The 23512-nt window shown below is 60.2% G+C and carries 21 protein-coding genes and 1 pseudogene; 1 reads left to right on the forward strand and 21 read right to left on the reverse strand.

Annotated elements, in window-relative coordinates; genetic code table 11:
- Positions 1-135 precede the first annotated feature (135 nt).
- From AAEZ09_RS27355 to AAEZ09_RS29595, 21 genes and pseudogenes are all read right to left on the reverse strand, one after another.
- Positions 136-771 carry a hypothetical protein gene (locus tag AAEZ09_RS27355; RefSeq protein WP_045059485.1) on the reverse strand — a complete coding sequence of 212 codons (636 nt, stop codon included), beginning with the start codon at positions 769-771 and terminating at the stop codon, positions 136-138.
- 93 nt (positions 772-864) lie between these two features.
- Entirely contained in the window at positions 865-2313 is a 1449-nt protein-coding gene (locus AAEZ09_RS27360; protein ID WP_045059486.1) for an efflux transporter outer membrane subunit, read from the reverse strand.
- Complete coding sequence (locus AAEZ09_RS27365; RefSeq protein ID WP_045059487.1) at positions 2310-3197, reverse strand: efflux RND transporter periplasmic adaptor subunit; 888 nt, start codon at positions 3195-3197, stop codon at positions 2310-2312. Before AAEZ09_RS27365 ends, AAEZ09_RS27360 begins: the two co-directional genes overlap by 4 nt.
- Positions 3194-3403: a DUF1656 domain-containing protein gene (locus tag AAEZ09_RS27370; protein ID WP_045059488.1), complete on the reverse strand. Its 210-nt coding sequence runs from the start codon at positions 3401-3403 to the stop codon at positions 3194-3196. Before AAEZ09_RS27370 ends, AAEZ09_RS27365 begins: the two co-directional genes overlap by 4 nt.
- Positions 3400-5472 carry an FUSC family protein gene (locus AAEZ09_RS27375; protein WP_045059489.1) on the reverse strand — a complete coding sequence of 691 codons (2073 nt, stop codon included), beginning with the start codon at positions 5470-5472 and terminating at the stop codon, positions 3400-3402. Before AAEZ09_RS27375 ends, AAEZ09_RS27370 begins: the two co-directional genes overlap by 4 nt.
- Entirely contained in the window at positions 5469-5897 is a 429-nt protein-coding gene (locus AAEZ09_RS27380) for a MarR family winged helix-turn-helix transcriptional regulator (RefSeq protein ID WP_045059490.1), read from the reverse strand. Before AAEZ09_RS27380 ends, AAEZ09_RS27375 begins: the two co-directional genes overlap by 4 nt.
- A gap of 115 nt (positions 5898-6012) precedes the next feature.
- The gene (locus tag AAEZ09_RS27385; protein WP_350601493.1) at positions 6013-6294 is read right to left on the reverse strand and encodes a type II toxin-antitoxin system RelE family toxin; all 282 of its coding nucleotides are present in this window, start codon (positions 6292-6294) and stop codon (positions 6013-6015) included.
- Positions 6284-6529 carry a type II toxin-antitoxin system Phd/YefM family antitoxin gene (locus AAEZ09_RS27390; protein WP_045059492.1) on the reverse strand — a complete coding sequence of 82 codons (246 nt, stop codon included), beginning with the start codon at positions 6527-6529 and terminating at the stop codon, positions 6284-6286. Before AAEZ09_RS27390 ends, AAEZ09_RS27385 begins: the two co-directional genes overlap by 11 nt.
- Before the next feature lie 78 nt (positions 6530-6607).
- Positions 6608-6853 carry a DUF2789 domain-containing protein gene (locus AAEZ09_RS27395; protein ID WP_045059493.1) on the reverse strand — a complete coding sequence of 82 codons (246 nt, stop codon included), beginning with the start codon at positions 6851-6853 and terminating at the stop codon, positions 6608-6610.
- A gap of 118 nt (positions 6854-6971) precedes the next feature.
- Positions 6972-7433 carry an aminoacyl-tRNA deacylase gene (locus AAEZ09_RS27400; RefSeq protein ID WP_045059494.1) on the reverse strand — a complete coding sequence of 154 codons (462 nt, stop codon included), beginning with the start codon at positions 7431-7433 and terminating at the stop codon, positions 6972-6974.
- A gap of 385 nt (positions 7434-7818) precedes the next feature.
- Positions 7819-9399, reverse strand: a complete 1581-nt coding sequence (locus tag AAEZ09_RS27405) for an efflux transporter outer membrane subunit (RefSeq protein ID WP_350601496.1) — start codon at positions 9397-9399, stop codon at positions 7819-7821.
- Positions 9396-10460 (reverse strand): HlyD family secretion protein, encoded by a 1065-nt coding sequence (locus AAEZ09_RS27410; protein ID WP_350601497.1) that lies wholly within the window; start codon positions 10458-10460, stop codon positions 9396-9398. Before AAEZ09_RS27410 ends, AAEZ09_RS27405 begins: the two co-directional genes overlap by 4 nt.
- 25 nt (positions 10461-10485) lie before the next feature.
- Positions 10486-12012 carry an MFS transporter gene (locus AAEZ09_RS27415; RefSeq protein ID WP_045059497.1) on the reverse strand — a complete coding sequence of 509 codons (1527 nt, stop codon included), beginning with the start codon at positions 12010-12012 and terminating at the stop codon, positions 10486-10488.
- Positions 12013-12191: 179 nt separating this feature from the next.
- Positions 12192-13109 carry a LysR family transcriptional regulator gene (locus tag AAEZ09_RS27420; protein ID WP_045059498.1) on the reverse strand — a complete coding sequence of 306 codons (918 nt, stop codon included), beginning with the start codon at positions 13107-13109 and terminating at the stop codon, positions 12192-12194.
- Positions 13110-13215: 106 nt separating this feature from the next.
- Positions 13216-14082, reverse strand: coding sequence for an ABC transporter permease (locus AAEZ09_RS27425; RefSeq protein WP_045059499.1), 867 nt, complete (start codon positions 14080-14082; stop codon positions 13216-13218).
- Between the two features lie 20 nt (positions 14083-14102).
- The gene (locus tag AAEZ09_RS27430) at positions 14103-14963 is read right to left on the reverse strand and encodes an ABC transporter ATP-binding protein (protein ID WP_350601499.1); all 861 of its coding nucleotides are present in this window, start codon (positions 14961-14963) and stop codon (positions 14103-14105) included.
- Between the two features lie 5 nt (positions 14964-14968).
- Positions 14969-15994, reverse strand: coding sequence for an ABC transporter substrate-binding protein (locus AAEZ09_RS27435; RefSeq protein ID WP_350601500.1), 1026 nt, complete (start codon positions 15992-15994; stop codon positions 14969-14971).
- 17 nt (positions 15995-16011) lie between these two features.
- Positions 16012-16899 carry a TauD/TfdA dioxygenase family protein gene (locus AAEZ09_RS27440; RefSeq protein ID WP_350601502.1) on the reverse strand — a complete coding sequence of 296 codons (888 nt, stop codon included), beginning with the start codon at positions 16897-16899 and terminating at the stop codon, positions 16012-16014.
- A 328-nt stretch (positions 16900-17227) separates the two neighbouring features.
- Positions 17228-18595 carry an HlyD family type I secretion periplasmic adaptor subunit gene (locus AAEZ09_RS27445; protein ID WP_045059503.1) on the reverse strand — a complete coding sequence of 456 codons (1368 nt, stop codon included), beginning with the start codon at positions 18593-18595 and terminating at the stop codon, positions 17228-17230.
- The gene (locus AAEZ09_RS27450) at positions 18585-20741 is read right to left on the reverse strand and encodes a type I secretion system permease/ATPase (RefSeq protein WP_045059504.1); all 2157 of its coding nucleotides are present in this window, start codon (positions 20739-20741) and stop codon (positions 18585-18587) included. Before AAEZ09_RS27450 ends, AAEZ09_RS27445 begins: the two co-directional genes overlap by 11 nt.
- A 42-nt stretch (positions 20742-20783) precedes the next feature.
- A pseudogene (locus tag AAEZ09_RS29595) lies at positions 20784-20932 on the reverse strand (TolC family outer membrane protein); the annotation flags it as partial.
- 547 nt (positions 20933-21479) lie between these two features.
- Between AAEZ09_RS29595 and AAEZ09_RS27455 the strand changes: the two are divergent.
- Positions 21480-23512 (forward strand): retention module-containing protein (locus tag AAEZ09_RS27455; protein WP_350601503.1); only part of this gene is annotated, 2033 nt, incomplete at its 3' end.

The following is a 23512-nucleotide window of genomic DNA, read 5'->3' on the forward strand; positions in this document are numbered from 1 at the left end:
AGAAGATTTCGATACGGCCAAGCTTTTCAGCGAAAAACACCTGCTGAAAGCTTGACCGGTAACAGAGTATCTACAGGTGTCAGAGATCCCACAGTTGCCACAGTTCCCTGAGGGCCACCGGGATGATTTCAGATGTCAGGAATACTGCACTTCAATTTCATCGAGCTGATGGTCAAAACTCTTCAGCCGCGCGGTCCAGGTATACACCAGCACCTCAAAATCCCGATTGATCACCGCCCCACCCGTCACCTCCGCGCGCGGGTCGCAGAAGTCCAGCTGGTAACGCTCCCGGGCCATGGCGGTGGCGACATCGGAGAGCTCGCGGGCGTTGCTTAGCCAATGCCGCTCCTCGTCCGACACCTGCTTGTCCAGTGCCAGGCACTGCTTCTTTAAGGTTTCCAGGCTTTTTTCCAGCGGCGTGCCGGTCAGCTCGCCCATGACTTCCTGGAAAGTGCGGCCGGGTTGCCAGTAGCTGCCCCAGAAATAGCGGTCAAACACGGTTTCAACCCGGCGCAAAGCCACCTTGGTGTCCCAGATGAGCACCAGCGTCTTGCCTTGTTCGAGGTGTTTTTTCTTGATACGGGCGCCCTGAACAGAAGCCCAGGCGACCACCACAATCGACAGCACGGCGATCAGCGCCGAGGCACTGTCGAGAAATATCAGGGCCTTGTCGATCTGGTGGGCCAGCATGATGCCGTAGAAATAGGTGGCTGACAGCAGGACCAGTGCGGCTATAGCGCACCAGAAGCCGGGAGCATAAGGGTTTTTCATTATTTTAGTCCCCATGACCAACGCGAGCCTTGATCAGTGGACTGGCGTGGCTCGTGGCGCGTCAGCCCAACAAATCAAAGCATAGCAACGGCCTCAGGGTTTGCTGGAGTTCGAACCTTGCGTTCGTCCGCTTTCCCATCCGCCGCCCAGCGCCAGGAACAAATCGATCTGGCTCATGGCAACCTGGGTGTTCGCGGCGGCCAACTGCGCCCGTACGTCGGTGTAGGTCCGGGTGGCTTGCAGGTCCGCGAGGAACGACGCCCGGCCGGCCTGGAAGAAGCGGTGGGTCTGGTCTGCTGCCTGTTGCGCCGATTGTTCCGCCTCGGCCAGCGCATCGCGACGTTGCAGCAACGCGGAGTATTGGGCCAGGCCGGTCTGGGTTTCGCGAATGGCGTTGAGCACTACCCCATCGAAATGCGCCAGGGCGCCCTGGGTGGTCGCTTCGGCCTCACGAATACGTGCACGCGAGCCGTTGGACGGTACGGTCCAGCTCAGTAACGGACCGAAGCCCCAGCGATTGGTCGCCGGTTTGCCGAGGTTTTCCAGGATGCCGACGGTTCCAACCGACGCGCCGATGCTGATGTCCGGGTACAGCTCGCCCGTGGCGATGCCGATACCCGCCGTGGAAGCCGCGAGGCGTCGTTCGGCCTGCCGCACGTCGGGGCGGCGCTTGAGCAACGTGGCACCGTCACCCACCGGTAACAGCTGGGCGATTTTTGGCAGTTCGGCGCAAGTCGCCGTCCCGGCTGGCAATTGATCCACCGGCTGGGCGAGTAGCATCGACAGGCGGAACAAGCCGGCCTGACGGGCCGCTTCGTAGCGCGGCATTTCGGCACGCAGGGATTTGAATTGGGTTTGCGAGCGGGTCACCTGGGTTTCATCACCGCGCCCCGCATCGCGCAGCCGCTGTACCAGCGTGGTGCCCTGGGCTTGCAGATCCAGGGAGTGCTGGGCGATTTCCTGCTCTTCGTTGGCCGCGCACACCTGGGTGTAGGCCCGCACCACATCGGCCACCAGGGTGATTCGTGCAGTATCGGCTGCCGCTTGAGTCGCATCGGCATTGGCCTTCGCCGCCTCGATACCGCGCTGCAAGGTGCCGAACAGGTCGAATTGATAAGAGGTGGTGATGCCAATATCGCCCACATTGGCCACCGGCACCTTGTCCGCCAGCAGGAATGCTTCGCCGGACTCCTGCAAACGCTGAGCGCCGATTTTCACGCCGCCGCTCCAGCCTCCTGCGGCTTGCGCTTCATCGACCTGTGCCCGGGCCCGGGAAATGTTCGCCGCTGCCACTCGCAGATCGGTGTTGGTGACCATGGCCTGCTGCACCAGTTGATCCAGGCGCGGATCCTGGTACAACCGCCACCAATCACCGGGCACGGGCGCGGAAACGACGTTCTTGTCGTTCACCGCCAGCTCGCCCTGGAAATCATCACGGTGCACGGCGGCTTCGTCCGGCAGGTGGTAATCCGGCCCGACCACCTGGCAGGCCGACAGCAGCATGCCCAGGCCGATCACCGCCAAACCCGAAGCCTTGCTCATTGCGCGGGCTCCTGTTGCTGATCCTCGATGATCGATACGGTGGCGGTACGCCCGGCGATCATGCGGAAGTCCGCAGGCACCTCATCGAAAGCAATGCGCACCGGAATCCGCTGGGCCAACCGTACCCAGCTGAATGCAGGGTTGACGTTGGGCAGCAGGTTACTGCCGCTGGTGCGGTCGCGGTCTTCGATACCGGCAACGATGCTTTCAACATGCCCACGCAACCGCGCGCGGTCACCCACCACCCGGATATCGACGCTCTGGCCGACGTGAATCCCGTCCAGTTTGGTCTCTTCGAAATAGCCGTCAATGTGGAACGAGTTGCTGTCCACCACCGACAACACCGGCCGCCCGGCAGTTACGAATTCCTGATGGCGTGGCGCGCGGTCGTTGACGTAGCCGTCCACCGGGCTGCGGATGGTCGAGCGATCCAGGTTGAGCTGGGCACTGTCCACCGCCACCTGCGCTTCCATCAAGGCGACTTCGGCGCGGGCGACCCGGGACTGGCTTTCTTCCAGTTGCTCGCCCGGCACCAGGTTGCCCAGGCCACGGTTACGTTTGTGCTCGCGCTGCGCCTGCGCCAGGGTTTCCTGACGATCAGCCACGGCAGCCTTGGCCTGGCGCAACGCCAGTCTGAAGCGGTCCTGGTCGATGCTGAACAGCACCTGGCCACGCTTGACCAATTGGTTGTCGCGCACTTCAACGGTCTGAATCAGGCCGGACACGTCCGGCGCGATCTGCACGATGTCGGCACGGATGTGCCCGTCCCGGGTCCATGGGGCGAACATGTAGTACATCACCATGCGCCAGACGACGACGACGGCGAAGGTCACGATCAGCAGAGTCAGCACCACGCGACCGAGGGTCAAAAAAGGTTTTTTCATGTCATCAGGTATCGACTGAGTGAGTCCACGGCGCCAAGTAGCAAGGCGTAGAGAGCCACGTTGAACAATGCCCGGTGCCAGACCAGACGGTAAAAGTGCAGACGCGTCAGCAGCCCGTGCACCAGCAGGAAAATCACGTAAGTAATGCCCATCAGCACCAGCAGCGTGGGCAGGAAAACACCGCTGATATCCAGATCACCGATCATAAAGGCGCTCCATCGATGCCATGGGGAAGCGGTTCTTCGAGTTCGCCCGTGCCGACAAATTCCACCCCCGGCAACAGTGCCAGGCGCAGCCCGCTCAGGGCGTGGAGCAAGTGCAGGCGCGCCCCTTCGTCACACTCGGTGGTGAGCGCACGGCGGGTACGATCGAGCGTCATCTGCAGGGCCGTCGGTGCCGGCAAGCGTTCGTCCGCCTTGAGGCAGGCCTTGAAGTAGGCGCCAACTTCCGCCACTACCTGGTGCAGCAGCGTCTGCGGAACGCCTGTGACCCGTGGCGTGTAGGCCAGCAAGTCGAGCAGGTTCAACGCCACGCGCACTTCGCGCAGGGCAATGCCGGTGTCCTGGCCGGTCATCGCCAGCCGCGGCAGGTGCTGCATCAGGCGATCGAGCATCTGCACGCCCAGGTGCCGATGTTCGGACAGGGTTGCCGGTTCGGTGAGGCTGACAATGTCGCGCCAGCTGAACCGGGTCAGGCGCTTGGCCGCCAGTTCCGCGCCAAATGGCCGGGCAATCAGGGTCCAGACGAACGCGAAAAGCAGCCCGACCGGGCCGGCCAGATTGGAGTTGGCGAAGCTCAGGAAATCCGCGTCATAGGCTCCCTGGATACTGATGAACGACGAGGTGTTAACCAGCGTCAGCAACATGCCCAGGTAGAACTGCGGCTTGACCGTCAGGGTGCCAATGCAAATGAACGGGACCGCGAACGCCAGCACCAGCATCGGAAAGTCATGCAGGTTGGGCAGGACCAGAAACAGGTACAGGCTGGCGAACACCACGGACATCGCCGTCCAGAAGAAAAAACGGTAAATCTGCGGCGCCGGGTCGTCCATCGAGGCAAAGAAGCTGCAAGCCACGGCCGCGAGAATCACTGCAGCGCCGCCGTCAGTCCAGCCGAGCAAGATCCACAGCACCGACGCCACGATGATCGCAGTGACCGTTGATGCCGCCGAATACAACATCAGCCCACGATCCAGGAACGGCGAGAGCCGGCCCAGGCGCCAGTGCCGATACACCGCGCGCCAGCTGTCCTGGCTTTCGCACTCAATGGCATGCTGCAGGCTGCGGCAGTCCTGCCACAGGTCGATCCATTCACCTAGGCGATAGATGGCGTTGGAGAACAACAGTTGCCTGCGATCATCCAGCGCCTCGGCGTTCGGTTGCAGGGCTTCGAGTTGGTTTTTCAGGGCCTGCCAGCGCTGCAGGTCGGCGTCCTTGTGTTCGAGCCATTGGGTGGTGGCCGCCAGCAACGGGGCAAATTTCTCCACCAGCTCGGGTGTACGCCGCTCCAGGGCATACAGCGCATCGTCCAAGGCATCAATCACTGGAAGCAGATGAATCATCCGCCCACGCAGCTCTTTGGTATTGCGCACGGTTTGTGGCCGGGCACCCTCGTGGGGCAACTGGCCGATCATCAGCTCCAGGGTGTTGAAGGTCGCGACCATCGAGGCCCGCAGGGCGCTGACTTCATCGGGCTGCACCTGGCGATTGAGAAACCGCAGGCTGTAAGTCGAAGCGTCAGTAAACCATTTGCCCACCGAGTCGTTGAACACCGGCGCCAGCCGTCGCGGCCAGAACATCGCGCCAACCACCGCAGCTACTGCGATACCGAGGAAAATTTCCTCCGTACGCGCTTCGGCCACATCCCACACCGCCAACGGGTTATCCACCACCGGCAAGGCGATCAGCGGCAAGGTGTAGCCAGCGAGCATCAAGGCATAGCTGTTGGCAGTACGCAGGTGCAGGGACAGAAACAGCAGCGTCCCGGTCCATAGCGCGATCACCACCACCAGTACGTAAGGGCTTTGCACGAACATCGGCACGAAGAAAACCGCCGCCATGGCACCGAGAAAAGTCCCGACCGCACGGTATAGCGCCTTGGAACTGGTGGGGCCGACAAAAGGGCTGGAGACGATATACACCGTGGCCATCGCCCAATATGGACGGGGCATTTGCATGAGCATGGCGATGTAGAGCGCGATCATGGAGGCGGCAAACGTGCGAACCCCGTAGAACCAGTCCCGCGCAGGGGGCATGCCGGTAAAAAATCCGCTCACGAGCCAATCACCGATGGCGCGTTCGCCGCTTCGAACGCCCGAAGCACCCGCAACGTGGCTTCCAGGTCACTCTGGTCGATGCCCTCGAGCACTTCATGACGCAAGCGGACCAACTCGGCTTCAACCGCCTGCACCAGCTCCCGCCCGGTTTCAGTCAGGCTCAGGCACTTGGCCCGGCGATCATGGGCATCTTCGGTACGCCGTACATAGCCGGAATGACAAAGCTGATCGAGCAAGCGCACCAGCGAAGGGCTTTCCATCCCCGCCGCCTGCGCCACCGTCACCTGACGCACACCCTCACCCAAGCGACCGATCATCAAGAGCGGGACGGCGCAGGCTTCGGAAATTCCATAATTGACCAGCGTGGTCTGGCAGATTTTGCGCCAGTGCCTGGCGGCTACCACCATGGCACTGCTGATGTTCATTTGGAGGGCGTCGAGGTTCTTCGGCACGAGACAATGCACACACTGTTAGTTTGCTAACTATCAATATCGCACTTGCGGAGAATGTCGGTCAAGTTTTGAAACAATTTGGCTGCGTTCAGCGTTTTCGAGCTCGCTCGTAGACTTCGCTGCGCTCGCGCTTACCTACCGCCACAACTGAAACGACTAAACGCTCATCCACTACTTGATAAACCAGACAATATCCCGATGCCTTCAGTTTTATCTTGTAGCAGTCAGACATTCCATGCAGTAGGTCCGAAGGTATTCGAGGCACCTCTAATCTTTCTGCCAGCTTTTTCTTGAATTGCTCGCGCAATGTGTGTCCCAGCTTGTCCCACTCCTTGCGGGCAGATGGCAGAAACTCGAGCTTATAAGTCATCCAGCGTTACCGGCACCGGTGTCTCATGAAGACGCGAGCGAACGATTTCTGCCAACTCGAGATCGTCGAGGCGTTCAACCATGCGTTCGAAAACATCCGCGGGAACCATGTAACCCATGACGCGATTATGATTGAGCACTGCGACAGGACCACCCAATGAGCCGTTCAGAACGGCTGAAGGATTTTTCTTCAACTCTGAAACACTGACAGCCATATCGGCTAGAACATTTTGCATAATTAAGACCTTTTTTAGGTCTTAACTCTGGTCTTTTTTCTGACGGCCAGCAACCCTGGAGTAGCTTTTCTCTGCCTGTTAAACGCCCCTTCCCTTTCTCAACAGCACATTCAACTGGTCAACCACCTCCGCCCAGTCCGCATCATCCAGAATTTCGTCCCGCAGGAACGTTGCCTGGCTCTGGGTCCAGAAGAATGCGTCCGCCAGGTGCAGTTCCGGCTTGAGCGGCGAGTGGGTGGCGATGAACTGGTCGATGCTGACCGGATCGTCGGCCAGCCCCAGCTGCTTGAACAGAGAGGGCAAGCTATGTGTTGGGGATTCCATGTCAGGCTTCCTATGGTGATCAAGAAGTAATCGCGAGCAGACTCGTCCCCACAGTTGAGCGCATTTTCCCTGCGGGAGCGAGCCTGCTCGCGAATAGAGGTCGCTGACGCCGCAGAATTCAATCACTCACCTCGACGACCTGCGCGTGCGGCACCATTTTCAAGTACTGCGGCACACTCATGTGCAGCAGGTTGTTGTGATTACCCGCCTCCAGGTAGATGTCTTTTTGCCGCGTCAGCAACGGGTCGATGACCATGTCCAGGCCGTAGGACTCACCCAGCGCCGGCACCGCTCCGCGTTCGCAGTCATTGAACAGGTGCGCCAGGTTGCTTTCACGAGTGATCTGCCACTCCCCGCTGCCGCGGACCTTGCTCAAGTCCAGGTGCCGACTGGCCGGCAGGACGGCCATCAGGTAACGCCCATGGTGATCATCCAGGATCACCGACTTGGCCACTCGTTCGGCCGGAATACCGGCGACACGCGCGGTTTCCAGGCTGCTGGCCGAGTGAGGGTGACTGACGATGTCAAATTCGCAGTTAGCCTTGTCCAGGCTGTTCTGCACGGTTCTTGCCATACGCATGATGCACCTCGGTGTCCGCATGATTCACCTGCGGACGGTGGTTATACCCATTGGCTCCATTACAAAAGTCTAGGCCCGCCAGGGCGATCGCGGGGGAAATCCGCCCATCGGGGCGGTGTGTCGATTGATCAAAATTCATACAGTCGAGCCCTTTACTAGACTGCGAAAGCGGTGCCTCAGTCAGCATGGGTACTGAATGTGACGGCCTCTTCGCGGGCAAGCCCGCTCCCACAGGGATTTGTGGTGTCGATTCGAGTTGAGTCGTTCGAGCTCCCACAGTTTCTGCAATTTGCCTTACCAATCGTAAGTCAGGCTCGACACCACGGTCCGGCCATCGCCGTAGCAGCAATCCCACTGGCTGCGGTAACTGGCAAAACGACATTGATCAACGGCTAACTGTGGCTGCCTCAAGCGGATACACCGACTCCCATCCACCGCCCAGCGCCTTATACAAGCCCACCATCGCCAACGACACCCCGGTCGAGCTTTCCACCCACTGTTCCTGGGTCGCCAGCAGTTCGCCTTGTACGGTGAGTACGTTGACGAAATCGACTACCCCTTCGACGTATTGCCGTTGCGCGGTGGTCAGTGCGATCTGGTTCTGGCGCACGGCTTCGGCCAGGCTGTCCCGGCGCCGTTGGCTGGCGTTGTAGGCGCTCAGTTGATCATCGATTTCGTGCCACGCGCGCAAGACGGTTTGCTGATAGGCGATAGCCGCTTCCTGTTGCTGGGCTTCGCGCAGGTTGAGCACGCCGCGCAGGCGACCGCCGTCGAACAGTGGCAGGCTGAACTGCGGACCGATGCCAAATGCGCGGGAACCCCAGCTACCGAAATCACTCAACTGCAGCGCTTGGGAGCCGACGTTGCCCGACAAGGTAATCCGTGGATAAAAATCGCCTTTGGCCACGCCAATATTGGCGGTGGCGGCGTGCAGGCGCGCTTCGGCCTGACGGATATCAGGTCGTCGCTCGGCCAGTTGCGAAGGCAAGCCAATGGCGATCTGACTTGGGCTTTGCGGCACCGGTGCATCGGCGGCCAACTCGGCGGACAGCGCATGGGGTGGTTCCCCCATCAACAGACTCAGCGCGTTGATCAACTGCGACTGGCGTTGCTCAAGCGATGGCAGGCGCGACTCGATGGCGGACACTTGCGCAGCGGCTTCGGCGACATCCAGGTCCGTGGCGACGCCGTCGGCCAGGCGCAGCTGTGACAGCTTGAGGCTGTGCCGGGCGACGTCGAGGTTTTGTTCGGTGACTGCTCGTGTGCCTTGTACTCCGCGCAGCTGGATGTAGTCCCGGGCGGTCTCGGCGAGCACCGACAGCAGTACCCCGCGACGATCATTTTCGGCGACTTCGAGGGTGGCATCGGCAGCCTCGGTCTCGCGCCGCACCCTTCCCCAGAAATCCAGCTCCCAGGACGCCGAGAAGCCGGCATCCCACAAATTGAAGGCCGAATCACCGTTGTTGCCCGAAGGGTCGTTCAACCCTTCGCCGCTGTTGCGTTTACGCCCATAGCTGCCGGTGGCGGCGGTGTTGGGGTAACGGTCGGCGGTGATCACCTGGCGTGCTGCGCGGCTTTGCTGCAGGCGACTGCTGGCGAGTTTGAGGTCCAGGTTGTCGGTCAGGGCGCGCTGGGTGAGCGCTGACAGCTTGGGATCGTTGAAGACTTCCCACCAGCGCTCGTCCATGTTTTCGGTGACCGCCTGACTCGCGGCGGCCTTGGTGGGCTGCGACCAGTCGGCCATTTGCTGTACCTGGGGTTTCTGGAAGTCGGGGCCCACCGTGCAGGCTGAGAGGCTTGTTACCAGTAAGGCACAGAGGGTGAGTTGTGGCTTGCGGCCTCTTCGCGGGCAAGCCCGCTCCCACAGGTGATCAGAGTCCAGGCAAAACGTGGGGGAATGAATCAGGCCCCTTGTGGGAGCGGGCATGTTCGCGAAGGCGCCGGCCCAATCAACCAAACCTTTCATCGTTGCGCCACCTCATGCTTATCGGTCGCGGCAGTATCGATACTCGCCTCCACCGACATCCCTACTCGCAGCCGCTCGGCCGACGGCTGCCCTGGATCAAGCACAATCTTCACCGGAATCCGCTGTACCACCTTGGTGAAGTTACCCGTCGCGTTGTCCGGCTTGATCGACGCAAACGTCACCCCGGTGGCCGGTGCAATACTTTCGACACGCCCCGTCAGCGCCTCGCCGTCCAGGCTGTCCACCCGCACCTGGACCTGCTGCCCGGGACGCACGTCGGCCAATTGGGTCTCCTGAAAGTTGGCCACCACATAAGCCTGCGCCAGCGGCACCACTGCGAGGATTTTGCTGCCGGGCGTGACGTACGCGCCGACTCGCACTGCGCGCTCGCCAACCATGCCGTCCTGGGGCGCAACGATGCGCGTATAGGACAGTTCAAAACTGGCAATTTCCAACGCAGCCTGTGCACGCTTGAGGCCACCGTCAGCCGCATCCCGCTGGGCGATGAGGATGTCCACCTGCTTGCGCTCTGCGGCCAATACAGCCGTGACATTGGCCAGCTTCGCCGACGCCTGGTCGATGCGAGTGCGGGCTTGCTGTGCGTTCTGTACCGTGCCGGCACCGACGCCAGCGAGGTGGTTGTACCGGTTCAGTTCATGTTCGGCGAAGTCCCGTTCTGCCTTGGCCGATACCACGCTCGCTTGCGCCTGGGCGATCACGGAGGCCTGGCGCTCCAGCGTTGCCCGCACATTCTGCAATTGAGCCCTGGCGACCAGCGTTTGCGCATCGGCGGCCTGGGCAGCTGCGCGCAGGTCCCGGTCATCGATCAGCGCCAGCAACTGGCCGGCCTTGACCTGCTGGTTGTCTTCCACCAGCACTTCCTTGATGAACCCGGCAACACGCGGGACCACCAGGGTGAAGTCCGCAGAAACGAAAGCATCATTGGTGGTCTGGTGTGTGCGTTTGCCGAACAAACCGGGTGCCAGCAGGTAAATCAATACGCCGAGCGTAACCACCGCCGCGATGCCGACGGCCGCTTTTTTCCTGGAGAGATTCGTCATAAAAACCTTCTGTTTCGTGGAGCGTTCAAGTCGGGGCCCGGGGCGGATAGATCCGCGTTGGCATCCAGAAAATCAGCAGGATCAGCGCCAATGCGACGCCGGCCATGCACAGATAGAGATCCGATGCGGTGAGCACGACGACCTGCTGGTGCAAACGGTGAGCGAGGCCGGCGCTGTCACTGTCCGCCAGGGGCGAATTGCCGAGACGGTCGACCAGCATGGTCGAGTGAAAATGTTGTCTTGCCGTGGTCAGCGCCTCGATCACGCCGGTGGCGATCACCGCCGACAGGCCCTTGACCGTGTTGAACCAGGCGGAGGCGAACGGCCCTTCCATCGGGCTGATACTGCCGGTGGACAGCATCAGCAACGGCAGCACCGACATGGGCTGGCCGAAAATCTGCAGCAGTTGCAGCGGGTAGAAATCGTCGCGAATCCACACCGACGTCAGTTGCGAGCCCCCGAGGCACGACAGCACCAACATGCCGAGGCCAATCCCCAGTACCCATCGGCAATCGACCCAGCGCAGGTTGCACAAGGCCGCCACCAGGGGCAGCGCGATCAACTGTGGCAGTGCTGCCAACAAGGTGATCGGCGCGGTTTGTATCGGGCGATAACCCTGGACCTGCGCCAGGTAGCTGGACGGAATAATGATCACCGCCAGCAGGATCACCAGCACCCCGGCCAGGGTCAGCAACGCGAAGGCCAGGTTACGGATACCAAGCATCTGCATCTTGAAAAACGGCATCGGTTGCGACCATTCGTTGATCAGGAACAGCACCAGCAGCAGCAATCCGCCGCCGAGCAACGTGCAGATCAGGCTCGACTCGAACCAGTCCAGGCGATTGCCCTGCAGGATGCCGATCACCAGCATGCAGATCGCCGGGAATCCCAACAGCAAACCGCGCCAGTTGAACTGTTTGCAGCGCTCAAGGCGCAGCGGATCCTGGGGCAAACCGTAAGCCACCGCCGCCATGGCGATCAGGCACGGCACGACGATTTGCCAGAAGGTCCACTGCCAGCCGACATACTCTGTCCACAGCCCGGCCAGCGGAGTGCCCAGGCCGGGACCAAAAGTGGCGGTCAATGCATACCCTGCCAGCCCGTAGAGCTTCACGTCGGCCGGCAGGAAGCGCAGCGCGACTGTCATCAGCATCGGCGGCAACGCTCCCCCCGCCAGGCCTTGCAAAGTGCGCATCAGCAGCAGGCTTTCGTAGTTCGGCGCGAACGGACACAGCACACCCAGCACGGTGAACACGCCGATGGCCCAGAGCGTGAACCGGCGCAGGGAGAAGGTCACCGAACACCACGGAGCGAAGGCCATGGCCGCCACCGAAGTGGCGGTGTAGCTGGCGACCAGCCAGGTACCTTCGTCGTAACCAATGGCCAGCGCACCGCGGATGTCGGCGAGGGCCACCTTGGTGACCATCTCGTTCAGGCCGGACACCAGCACGGCGATGAGCACGCCGACCAGGCCAATGATGATTCGCGGGCCGAATACCGGGGGCGAAGCAGCGGTCGTGGCGACAGGTGCCGGGACCGTGAGGGAAGTCATGTACTGCAGGCTCCGGGGTTTGAATACCCGGTTATTTTATGGAGGGTGGCAGCTGACGAAAATCAACTTATTGGCAGGTTATAAGTGCGTGGGGCGCAATCGTCATAAAAGATCAAAAGATCGCAGCCTTCGGCAGCTCCTGCAGGCATACCTGAAGGTGGCTGCGATCTTCTGATCTTTTAAGGCTGCGCCGCCAACCAGGTCTCATCACAACACGCTTTCAACGTCTCGCGCAGCCAGCGATGCGCTGGATCCTTATCGAACCGAGGATGCCAGGCCTGGGTCAGCATGATGGTCGGCAGCGGTATCGGCAGGGTAAACGAGCGCAGTTTCAGGCCCAGGCGCCGGATGCTCAGCAGCGCCTCCTTGGGCACAGGCAGGATCAAATCGGAATCCGGCAACGCAAACATCGCCGCATGGAAACTCGGCGCAATCACCGCCACCCGCCGCTCCAACCCCAGCGCATTGAGCGCCGTATCGATCGGCCCGCGGGCAATACCACGGCGCGACATGCTGATATGGGAAAACCCCGCATATCGCTCGGCAGTGATCTCTTCATCGAACAACGGGTGATCCTCACGAACCAGGCCAACGAAGTGCGTAGCAAACAGATTTTGTACTTTAACCTCAGGCATCAGCGGGCGATTGTTGCTCACGCTCAGATCGATCCGCCCCTCGCGCAAGGCCTCGTCATCCCCATCCCCCTCGGGAACAAAGCGCAGCTCACAATGCGGGGCCTGGCGCTCCATGGTGTCGAACAGCTTGCCGCCGTAAACGCCCACAAAGAAATCATTGGCGCGAATGCTGAAACGTCGGCGCAAACTGCTCAGATCCACGTCATCCGCCGAGCGAAATAGCAACGAGGCCTGCTCCACCACATCCCGCACCTGCTCACGCAACTCCAGCGCCTTGGGCGTCGGCACCAGGCCACGCCCAGCCCGCACCAGGATCGGATCGCCAATGGCTTCACGAATACGCGTCAGCGTCCGACTCATCGCTGCCGGGCTGAGATTCATACGCCGCGCAGCGCCCACCACGCTCCCCTCGTCGAGCAAGGCGTCGAGGGCGACTAAAAGATTCATGTCCGGAAGTTGCATACTGAGCACTCGTAAACGATCAGGATTGACTCAACCGCAATCCTAACAGCGAAGCCGTACCCTGTAGGAGCAAAGCTTGCTCCCACAGGTTAAGAGAGGTGAAGGCTTACCGCTGCATCCCCCACCGCTTCACTGTCACTCTTTCCAACGTATCAAACACCAGGTTCTCCACGAGCAGCCCAATCAGAATCACCACCGCCAACCCGGCAAACACCTTATCGGTGTACAGCTCATTGCGATTCTGAAAAATGTACCAGCCCAACCCACCCTTGCCGCTGGTAGCTCCGAACACCAGTTCAGCGGCAATCAGCGTACGCCAGGCGAAGGCCCAGCCTATTTTCAAACCCGCGAGGATTGAGGGCAGCGCGGCGGGGATGAGGATGAACAGGACAAATCTCATCCCCTTGAGCCCGTAATTACGCCCGGCCATGCGCAGGGTTTCCGAGACCCCGAGAAAGCCGGCGTAGGTGTTCAGCGCCAATGCCCACAACACCGAATGCACCAGCACGAAAATCAGGCTGTTCTGCCCCAGCCCGAACCACAGCAGTGCCAATGGCAGCAGTGCAATGGCCGGTAGCGGGTTGAACATCGAGGTCAGGGTGCTGAGCAGATCGCGGCCGAACTGGGTCGACACCGCCAAGGTGGTCAAGCCGAATGCCAGGACGATGCCGATCAGGTAGCCCTTGAGCAGCACTACCAGAGAGATCCACACCTTGCCCAGCAATTCGCCACTGAGCAGCCCTCCATACAGGGCGTTGGCGGTTTGCATGAAGCTGGGCAGCAGCAGGTCGTTGTTCTGGATTCGCGCAATCACTTCCCACAGCACCGCGAGCATTATCAGGATCAGACTTTTGCGCAGCCAGCCTTGCTGCCAAAGGCGCTGGCGCAACGGCAACTCACGCTCCACCGGAACACTCAACAGCGGCTGCAGGTCAGTTTCAAACTCTTTACGCGGGGATGATAAAAGGCTCATCGGGCACTCCTCTCAATGGCTCAATAAGCGATGCGGATGTCGGAAAAATCCAGCTCACGCTCGATTTCCGGCGACTGGCCTTCATCGAACAGCAACCGGTGAATCCGTCGCGCCGACGCTTGAAATTGCGATCCACCGAGGCTGTGCAAATCGTATTGATGGCTATGGACTTCCGCCCGCACTCGTCCTGGATGGGGCGATAGCAGGAGGATGCGATTGCCCACCACCAACGCTTCTTCGATGGAGTGAGTGACGAACAGCAAGGTAAAGCGCACCTCTTCCCAAAGCAGCAGTAGTTCTTCCTGCATCTTGCGTCGGGTGAGGGCGTCGAGGGCGGCGAAGGGTTCGTCCATGAGCAGGATTTTGGGTTGCATGGCCAAGGCGCGAGCGATGGCGACACGCGCCTTCATGCCACCGGACAAGGTATGCGGATAGGCATCGGCGAACGCCGCCAGACCGACCTTGTCGAGGTAGTGCAGCGCGCGCTGCTCAGCTTCTTTGCGCTTGAGGGTTTTAGAGGCCAGCAGCGGAAACATGACGTTCTGCTTTACGGTTTTCCAGGGCGGGAGTTGGTCGAATTCCTGAAACACCACGATGCGGTCCGGGCCTGGTGCATGGACCGTCTGCCCCTGCAGGCGGATCTCGCCTTCGCAGGGCTCAATGAACCCGGCGACAGCCTTGAGCAGGGTGGATTTTCCGCACCCTGAAGGGCCAAGGAGTACGAAGCGGTCGGCCGGATCGATCTCGAAACTGACCTGGTGGGTCGCTCGAACCACGCGCTGGGGCGTGCGGTATTCGAGGCTGACTTTATCGACCGACAGCAACGCCTGGGTTGCTGCGCTCGGTTTGCTGACCGTGTGGCCTTGCAAGGGGGCGTTCATCTTGATCAGCTCCCCTGCAGCGGTTTGGCATCCTGGAAGAAGTAATCTTTCCAGGAATCCGGTTTGTTTTTAATCGCGCCGACGCGGTACAGGAACTCGGCCAGCGGATAAGTATTTTTCGGCGTGACGCTGAATTCGTACTGCGGGTTATCGATGATTTTCAGCAGCGCGGCACGGTCGATTTTCGCCTTGGTCACACGGATGTAGGTATCAGCCGCAGCGCCTTTGTCGTTCTGGGCGAACTGCGCCGCTTCGGTCAACGCATCGACGAAGGCCTTGTAGGTCTTGGGGTTCTCGTCGCGGAATTTCTCGGTGGCAAACAGTACCGTCGGCGAGTTTGGACCGAGCAGGTCGTAGGTGTTGAGCACCACGTGCACGTTGGGATTTTCCAGGGCCTGATCCTGGAACGGCGGATTGGAGAAATGCCCGCTCAGCTCGGTACCACCGGCGATCAGCGCAGCCGTGGCGTCCGGATGGGGCAGCGCGATGGTGTACTTGTCGAGTCGATTGAATTCCTTGTCGCCCCACTCCTTGGCAGCGGCGTATTGCAGGAAGCGCGACTGCACGGACACCCCGACCGCCGGCACCGCGATGCGGTCCTTTTCAGTAAAATCGGCGATGGTCTTGACCTTGGGATTGTTGCTCACCAGGTAGTACGGAAAGTTGCCCAGGGAAGCGACGGCCTTGACGTTCTGCTTGCCGTGGGTGCGGTCCCAGATGGTCAGCAACGGTCCTACGCCTGCGCCGGCGATGTCTATGGAACCCGAGAGCAAGGCGTCGTTGACTGCCGCGCCTCCCGACAACTGGGTCCAGTCGACCTTGATATCGATGCCCTGCTCTTTGCCGTGTTTCTCTATGAGATTCTGATCGCGCACCACGTTGAGGAGCAGGTAAACGATGCCGAACTGTTCAGCGATACGGATTTCACCCTCGGCGTGGGCTGCGGCGGGTGCGACCAGGCTGCCGGCGATCAGGCTCAAACCCAGGCCTATAGCGGCCGCCAGGGGTGCAAATGGAAGACGTCTGGACATGGTGTTTCTCCGGCAAATCAGAAAGGCGCATCGCCCTGGATGGTGGTGCGATACAGCTTGCGGCGCAGATGACTTGGGCATCCAGCGGCGAGGTGGATCAGCGAGCGGTTGTCCCAGAACACCAGGTCATGGGGCTGCCATTGATGGCGATAGATGTTTTGCTCGAGCACACTGTGGGCGTACAGCTCGGCCAACAGTGGCCGGCTCTCGTCTTCGGGCAGGCCGACGATGCGCGTGGTGAAGCCTTCACTGACGAACAACGCCTGGCGCCCGTTTTCCGGGTGGGTACGAACGATGGGGTGCACGACTTCGACGACTTGGGCGAGTTGCTCCGGTGTCAGGGTGGGACGCCAGTTGCCTTCGAACTTGGTCTCGCTGTAGCGCGCCGTGTACGAATGCGCAGCCGAGCGGCCTTCGACGGCTTTGCGTAGCGCGTCCGGCAGGTTGTCCCAGGCTTTGTGCATGTCGGCGAACAGCGTATCGCCGCCTTCGGACGGCAGCTCCTGGGCATGCAGCATCGAGCCCAGGCTTGGAAGTTCTTTATAGGAAAGGTCGGAGTGCCAGAACTTGCCAGCGTCACCGAGGCCGATGGATTGGCCGTTTTCGATGATGTTGGAAACGATGAGGATTTCCGGGTGGCCGGTGAGCAGAAACTGCTTGAGGACATGGATTTGCAGCACGCCAAACCGGCGGCTGAAATCAATCTGTTGTTCGGGGGTGATGCGCTGGTCGCGAAATACCACCACGTGATGGTCAAGGTGCGCTCGGTGAATGCGGGCGAAATCCTGATCATTGATCGGGCGGGACAGGTCAAGGCCGATGATTTCGGCACCGACAGCGCCAGTGAACGGGCGAATGTCGAAAGTTTGTGGCGCGATGCTGCTGGAGGCGGATACGGCGGACATAAAAATCACTCCCACGCACGGCACGCTCAAAGGCGCGCGCGTCGATCAAGAAACTCACGGAGGTCCCGTGTTGGTTCGTGTCGTGCGGCGCGCCGATTGGTCGGCAGGTACGCAGGGAAGTGACTTTATAGATATAAGAATTAGAATTTAAATACCGTTATTGAATAACGATATGGCTTTTGTAATGTGAGGCTTGCGCACACTGTAGGAGCGAGCTCGCTCGCGATGGTCGCCAACGATAACGCTGGCGACCCGACACCCGAGGCGCTCTCGGTTTTTTCGCGAGCAAGCTCGCTCCTACAGGGGACTGGTGCATCGCGGATGAAATCTACCGCTCGTGCAAGGCCTCAGCCCGAGCGCGAATGATCGGCTTGAGCAGATAGCTCAGCACCGTTTTCTTGCCCGTGATGATATCCACCGAAGCCACCATCCCGGGGATAATCAGCAGCGGCTTCTCATCTGTGCCCAGGTGGCTCTTATCGGTGCGCAGCTTGATGATGTAGTAAGTGGTTTTCTTGTCTTCATCGGTGATGGTGTCCGCACCAATCTGCTCAAGCTTGGCTTTCAGACCGCCATAAATGGTGTAGTCGTAGGCGGTGAATTTCACCGTCGCTTCCTGCCCCGGATGCAGGAACGCGATGTCCTGCGGGCGAATCTTGGCTTCCACCAGCAAGGTGTCGTCCAGCGGCACGATCTCGATAAGATCACTGCCCGGCTGGATCACCCCACCAATGGTGTTCACCAGCAGCTTGTTGACGATGCCGCGCACGGGCGATGTCACCAGGGTCCGGCTGACACGGTCTTCCAGCGCCTTGCCGGTAGCCTGGGCCTTGTTCAGGTCAGTGCGGGCTTCGTTGAGCTGGGTCAGCGCTTCACTGCGGAATTTGCCCCGGGTCTCGTCAATCTTGCGCGCCACTTCCTTGATGGCAGACTCGGCCCGCGGAATAGCCAGCGTCATCGCATCCAATTGGCCGCGGGTTTCAACCTCGGCGCGCTTGAGTCGCAGCACCTCTACCGGCGACACCGCACCCTGGGCCACGAGCGGCTCGGACATGTTGATTTCCTGACGCTGCAAGGCCAGTCCATTGCGGTACTGGGACTGCTTGGAGGTGAACTCGCGCAGCTCCTGCTGGCGCTGGATCAACTGCTCTTGCAGGCCGCCGATCTCATCGTGCAGCTGCTGGCGACGACTGATGTACAGCGACTCCTCACTGGCGGCCTGACCCGGAACGGCCTTCAGCACGTCGGCTGGAAACTTCAGTGGACGGTCATCGACTTCGGCACTCAGGCGCTCTACACGCAGCAGCATCGCCAGGCGATCAGCTTCGGTTTCGCCAACGTTGGAGGCGAAACGCGTGTCGTCCAGGCGGATCAAAGGGGCACCGGCCTCGACGATCTGCCCTTCCGAGACAAACAGCTCGGCAACGATACCGCCCTCAAGGTTCTGGATTTTCTGGATCTTCGACGAAGGAATCGCCTTGCCGTCGCCCTTGGTGACCTCATCGATCACGGCAAAATTGGCCCAGATCAGGAGGAACAGGAAAAAGCCGATGATGCCCCAAATGGTCAGGCGCACCACGCGCGGAGCATCTTCGATGAGGGCCTTGTTAACCTCCGGAAGCGGCTGCCCATGCAGTGAATCGGTGCCTTTGAAATAGCGGCGGATGGAACCTTTGATCCCGGACTTAAGCAACACTGATTTGCCCCTTTTTCAACGCTTCCATCACCACGGCTTTCGGCCCATCGGCGAGTATCTGCCCACGGTCGATGACGATCAGGCGATCGACCAGCGACAACAGCGAGGCACGGTGCGTCACCAGCACCACGGTCTTGTTTTCAATCACCGCTGCGAGGCGTTGCTTGAGGCGTTCTTCACCGGTGTTGTCCATGGCGCTGGTCGGCTCATCGAGCAACAGTATCGGCGGATTGAGCAGCAGCGCTCGGGCCAGGGCCACGTTCTGCCGCTGACCGCCAGACAGGTTTTGCCCCCGCTCACCCACCTGCAACTCATACCCCTGCGGGTGCAGGCGGGCGAACTCGTGCACGCCTGCCAGCTCGGCGGCTTGCAGGACCATTTCGTCTTCCACGTAACGTGCGCCGGAGACCAGGTTGTCGCGCAGTGTGCCGGACAGCAGCTGGATATCCTGGGCCACGTAGCCAATGCTGTGGCGTAACTCGCTGACGTCGATCTGGCGAATGTCGACACCGTCCACCAGCAACGCACCGTCATCCGGTTGATACAGGCCCACTATCAGCTTGGCCAGCGAGCTCTTGCCCGAGCCGCTGCGACCGATAATGCCGATTTTCTCGCCCGGCTTGATGACGAGGTTGATGTTTTTCAGCGCCGGGTTCTGTTGTTGCGGGTAGGTGAAGTTCAACTGACGGCATTCGATGCCACCCTGCAGTACCTTGCGGCTCAGCGGACGCTCTTCGAAATTTCGCTCCTGGGGCAATTCCATCATCTGGTCGACCGAGGTCATGGTGACCCGCGCCTGTTGATAGCGGGTCAGCAGGCCGGACAGCGACGCCAGCGGGCTGAGCGCGCGACCACTGAGCATGTAGCAGGCGATGAGGCCGCCCATGCTCAAATTGCCAGCGATGATCTGGTACACGCCGAACACAATCATGATCACCCCGGCCAGTTGCTGGATCAGCAGGGTGATGTTCATGGCCAGGCCGGAGAGCATTTTCACCCGCAGCTCAAGGCGGCTGAGGGTGCCGATGGTTTGTTCCCACTGGTACTGGCGTTCGCTTTCGGCGTTGTTGACCTTCACTGCATCCAGGCCGGCCAGGGTTTCGATCAGGCTCGACTGGCGCTCTGCGCCGAGCGCCATGGTGCGTTCCATGGTCGCGACCAGTGGCTTCTGCAGCGCATAACCGATCAGCAAGGCAATCGGGAAGGCCAGCACCGGAATCCACACCAGGTGCCCGCCGAGGATCGCGATAACCATGAAGATCAGCAGCGTGAACGGCAGGTCGATCAGACTGGTGAGGGTCAGCGACGCGAGGAAGTCGCGCAGGCTCTGAAACTCGTGGATGTTTTGCGCGAAGCTGCCGACCCGGGCTGGCCGAAACTTCATCGACATACCCACAATTCGCTCGAACAGCGTTGCGGAGATGATCAGGTCGGTTTTCTTGCCGGCAAGATCCAGGCACAGGCTGCGCAGGCTCTTGAGAATCAGGTCGAACATGTAGGCGCCGCAGATACCGATGGCCAGCACCCAGAGGGTGGACTCGGCCTGGTTCGGCACTACGCGGTCGTACACGTTCATGACGAACAAGGGCGCCGCCATGGCGATGATGTTGATCAGGAAACTGGCGGCGATCGCATCGGCATACAACCAGCGGGAACGCTTGAGGGTGTCGCGAAACCACGACCGCGCGCGGGGAATGAGCGTGCCGTGATTGACGTCGAATTTATGTTGGGGTTGGGCGAAGAACACTTTGCCGATGTAGTCGTCGGCCAGCAGTTCTCGAGCAACGAGACTCTCACCGCCGTCGCTTTCGCTCAACAGCAGGCGAGCCTGGTCTTCGCCATGCCAGCCGAGAAGTACGGCGCTTCGACCGTCCTTGAGCAGCAGCAGCGCGGGCATTGCGATCTCTGGTATCTGCTCCAGCTTGCGCACCAGCACTCGCCCTTGCAGGCCAGCACGGGCCGCAGCGCGCGGCAGCAACTCAACACTCAGCCGCTGCTTGGGCAATGGCAGGCCAGTGGTCAACATCGCGGCGCTGGCGGGTTTCTGATGCAACGTGCAAAGGGCTAGCAGACCGTCCAGTAACGGATCGTCATGCAACGCGCGTGGATCATGGATGAGATGAACTCGACTGACTTCTGATTCCACGCTCGGCACTCTTGGCTAACAATTGAACGATTAAGGTTCTGCTCAATCCGTACCGGGCAGTTGGACCTTGGCTTTACGCTGTTTTGCACAACGGATGCCAACGGTGCGACCACTCCCTGGCTCTTGAGCAACTTGCCCATGGTCGCCTTGATTCGGTACTGAGTAAATAACTGAATGTTTCTGATCCACGCAGAGCACGGATTGTTGACGCGTTGCTGAGAAGCACGCCGCAAATCCGGCAATAGCAACTTGCGACACCCCTGAACTTCATGAGGTGCGATTTAATTCCTGCGAATACCCCCGAGACCCAGTCGCAGGAAAAATGATGCAAAACGAGCAATCAGGAGAAATTGTCGGACCGGTTCGTTGGTCAATGGCTAGTCTGGATAATTGATAATTCGTTGTCCTGAATCACTGCAAAACGTGCACTTACGGGGGATTCTGAGCAGACAGCATACCGTTTGTCGGAAAGTCCAAAATGGGTACTGGATCACACGGTTTGGCACCGCTCGACACCCGAATATCAATGTGACATTACCGGGGCGATTGTTTAGGATGGCAACCATAAGGTCAATAGTTTGGCATATGGTTTATAGCCGAAAATTATTGACAGAATATTGACGCAAGAAAGCGTCAAAGTTGTAACTATTATTGCAGGAAAGAGCGTCCAGACTGATTAGGCAACAGTGCCGTCAGGTCCATGGAAGTCTACTGAACGTGACACCCGGAGAGTCTTCAATGAGCAGTGTTGTTGCCATCGTCAAAAGCATTGTTGGTCAAGTTTTCGTGGTGTCCCCAGAGGGCATCCGGCGCGTGCTTGTTGAAGGCGACCGCCTGTTCGTCGGTGATCAGGTCGACACCGGCCTGGCCGGCTCCGTCACCCTCGAGCTGGCCGACGGCCGCACACTGGACCTGGGTCGCGAGACGCAATGGAGCGGCAGCGCTCCGGACTCCATCACCGACCTGGCCGAGGCCACCGCGCAAGCCGCGCCATCGGTTGAAGAACTGCAACAAGCCATCGTAGCCGGCGCCGACCCGACCAAAGATCTGGAAGCCACTGCGGCAGGCCCTACGGCTACCGGCACGGGCGGCGCGGCAGGAGGTGGTCATAGCTTCGTGATGCTTGATGCAACCGCCGGCCGGGTTGACCCGACCGTTGGTTTTCCAACTGCAGGTTTTGGCGCGGTGCCGCTGACCACGCTGGAAACCGTTGATACCCAGAACACCAACAACAACGCCGTTGCCGACGCGCCTCTCACCTCGACGCTGAGCCTGAGCGCAACCCCGACTATCACCGAGGCCGGCGGCGTACTGGTCTACACCGCGAACTTGAGCCAGGCGCCTCTGAGTGACCTGACCATCACCCTATCCAATGGCGCGGTCATCGTAGTTGCCGCGGGCCAGACCACCGGCACCGTCAATGTGCCTCTCGCGCCGAACGACACTGTCTATAACGACCCGAGCCAGATCGAAGTAACCGTCACCGGCACTACAGGCGGCGGGATCACAGTGGCGCCTCCGACCACTCCGGCCGTTACCCAAGTCACTGACACCGTGGACACCACCAACGTCACGCTGACTGCGGGGTCGACCGTTGTTGAAGGTGGCCCGATCACCTACACCGCGACCTTGACCAACCCGGCGCAGACGCCTGTCACCGTAACCTTGAGCAATGGTTCGGTCATTACCATTGGCGCAGGTCAGACCACCGGCACCGTCGTGGTCCAGACTCCGGCGAATGACGTCTATATAAACGGCAGCACTGTCAGCACCACGATCACTGGCGCTACTGGCGGCAACTTTGAAAACCTGGTGCCGAGCACTACGCCGGCTGTTACCACCATTACCGATTCGATCGATGCCACCGCTGTCACCCTGACTGCTGGCTCGACTGTTGTTGAAGGCGGCGCGATTACCTACACCGCGACTTTGACCAACCCTGCTGGTACTCCGGTTACCGTGACCTTGAGCAATGGCTCGGTCATCACCATCGGCGCGGGTCAGACCACTGGCACCGTCGTGGTCCAGACTCCGGCCAATGACGTCTATATAAACGGCAGCACTGTCAGCACCACGATCACTGGCGCTACTGGCGGCAACTTTGAAAACCTGGTGCCGAGCACTACGCCGGCTGTTACCACCATTACCGATTCGATCGATGCCACCGCCGTCACCCTGACTGCTGGCTCGACTGTTGTTGAAGGCGGCGCGATTACCTACACCGCGACCCTGACCAATCCTGCCGGCACTCCGGTGACTGTGACTTTGAGCAATGGCTCGGTCATCACCATCGGCGCGGGTCAGACCACTGGCACCGTCGTGGTCCAGACTCCGGCCAATGACGTTTATGTCAACGGCAGCACCGTCAGCACCACGATCACTGGCGCTACTGGCGGTAACTTCGAAAACCTGGTGCCAAGTACTACGCCGGCTGTTACCACTATCACCGACTCGATCGATGCCACCGCTGTCACCTTGACTGCTGGTTCTACTGTTGTTGAAGGCGGCGCGATCACCTACACCGCCACCTTGACCAACCCTGCCGGCACTCCGGTGACTGTGACCTTGAGCAATGGCTCGGTCATCACCATTGGTGCAGGTCAGACTACCGGCACCGTCGTGGTCGAAACTCCGGCGAATGACGTCTATGTAAACGGCAGCACTGTCAGCACCACGATTACTGGCGCTACTGGCGGCAACTTTGAAAACCTGGTGCCGAGCACTACGCCGGCTGTTACCACCATTACCGATTCGATCGATGCCACCGCCGT

The organism is Pseudomonas sp. 65/3-MNA-CIBAN-0223, from assembly GCF_040310425.1.
GTDB lineage: Bacteria > Pseudomonadota > Gammaproteobacteria > Pseudomonadales > Pseudomonadaceae > Aquipseudomonas > Aquipseudomonas gregormendelii.

What these genes read in the sequence shown, in the direction of transcription:
- AAEZ09_RS27435 (WP_350601500.1), bottom strand. Translation starts at nt 15,994, where the DNA reads ATGTCCAGACGTCTTCCATTTGCACCCCTGGCGGCCGCTATAGGCCTG.
- AAEZ09_RS27425 (WP_045059499.1), bottom strand. Translation starts at nt 14,082, where the DNA reads ATGAGCCTTTTATCATCCCCGCGTAAAGAGTTTGAAACTGACCTGCAG.
- AAEZ09_RS27405 (WP_350601496.1), bottom strand. Translation starts at nt 9,399, where the DNA reads ATGAAAGGTTTGGTTGATTGGGCCGGCGCCTTCGCGAACATGCCCGCT.
- AAEZ09_RS27410 (WP_350601497.1), bottom strand. Translation starts at nt 10,460, where the DNA reads ATGACGAATCTCTCCAGGAAAAAAGCGGCCGTCGGCATCGCGGCGGTG.
- AAEZ09_RS27385 (WP_350601493.1), bottom strand. Translation starts at nt 6,294, where the DNA reads ATGACTTATAAGCTCGAGTTTCTGCCATCTGCCCGCAAGGAGTGGGAC.
- AAEZ09_RS27420 (WP_045059498.1), bottom strand. Translation starts at nt 13,109, where the DNA reads ATGCAACTTCCGGACATGAATCTTTTAGTCGCCCTCGACGCCTTGCTC.
- AAEZ09_RS27430 (WP_350601499.1), bottom strand. Translation starts at nt 14,963, where the DNA reads ATGAACGCCCCCTTGCAAGGCCACACGGTCAGCAAACCGAGCGCAGCA.
- AAEZ09_RS27365 (WP_045059487.1), bottom strand. Translation starts at nt 3,197, where the DNA reads ATGAAAAAACCTTTTTTGACCCTCGGTCGCGTGGTGCTGACTCTGCTG.
- AAEZ09_RS27440 (WP_350601502.1), bottom strand. Translation starts at nt 16,899, where the DNA reads ATGTCCGCCGTATCCGCCTCCAGCAGCATCGCGCCACAAACTTTCGAC.
- AAEZ09_RS27380 (WP_045059490.1), bottom strand. Translation starts at nt 5,897, where the DNA reads ATGAACATCAGCAGTGCCATGGTGGTAGCCGCCAGGCACTGGCGCAAA.
- AAEZ09_RS27355 (WP_045059485.1), bottom strand. Translation starts at nt 771, where the DNA reads ATGAAAAACCCTTATGCTCCCGGCTTCTGGTGCGCTATAGCCGCACTG.
- AAEZ09_RS27400 (WP_045059494.1), bottom strand. Translation starts at nt 7,433, where the DNA reads ATGCGTATGGCAAGAACCGTGCAGAACAGCCTGGACAAGGCTAACTGC.
- AAEZ09_RS27360 (WP_045059486.1), bottom strand. Translation starts at nt 2,313, where the DNA reads ATGAGCAAGGCTTCGGGTTTGGCGGTGATCGGCCTGGGCATGCTGCTG.
- AAEZ09_RS27415 (WP_045059497.1), bottom strand. Translation starts at nt 12,012, where the DNA reads ATGACTTCCCTCACGGTCCCGGCACCTGTCGCCACGACCGCTGCTTCG.
- AAEZ09_RS27390 (WP_045059492.1), bottom strand. Translation starts at nt 6,529, where the DNA reads ATGCAAAATGTTCTAGCCGATATGGCTGTCAGTGTTTCAGAGTTGAAG.
- AAEZ09_RS27395 (WP_045059493.1), bottom strand. Translation starts at nt 6,853, where the DNA reads ATGGAATCCCCAACACATAGCTTGCCCTCTCTGTTCAAGCAGCTGGGG.
- AAEZ09_RS27370 (WP_045059488.1), bottom strand. Translation starts at nt 3,403, where the DNA reads ATGATCGGTGATCTGGATATCAGCGGTGTTTTCCTGCCCACGCTGCTG.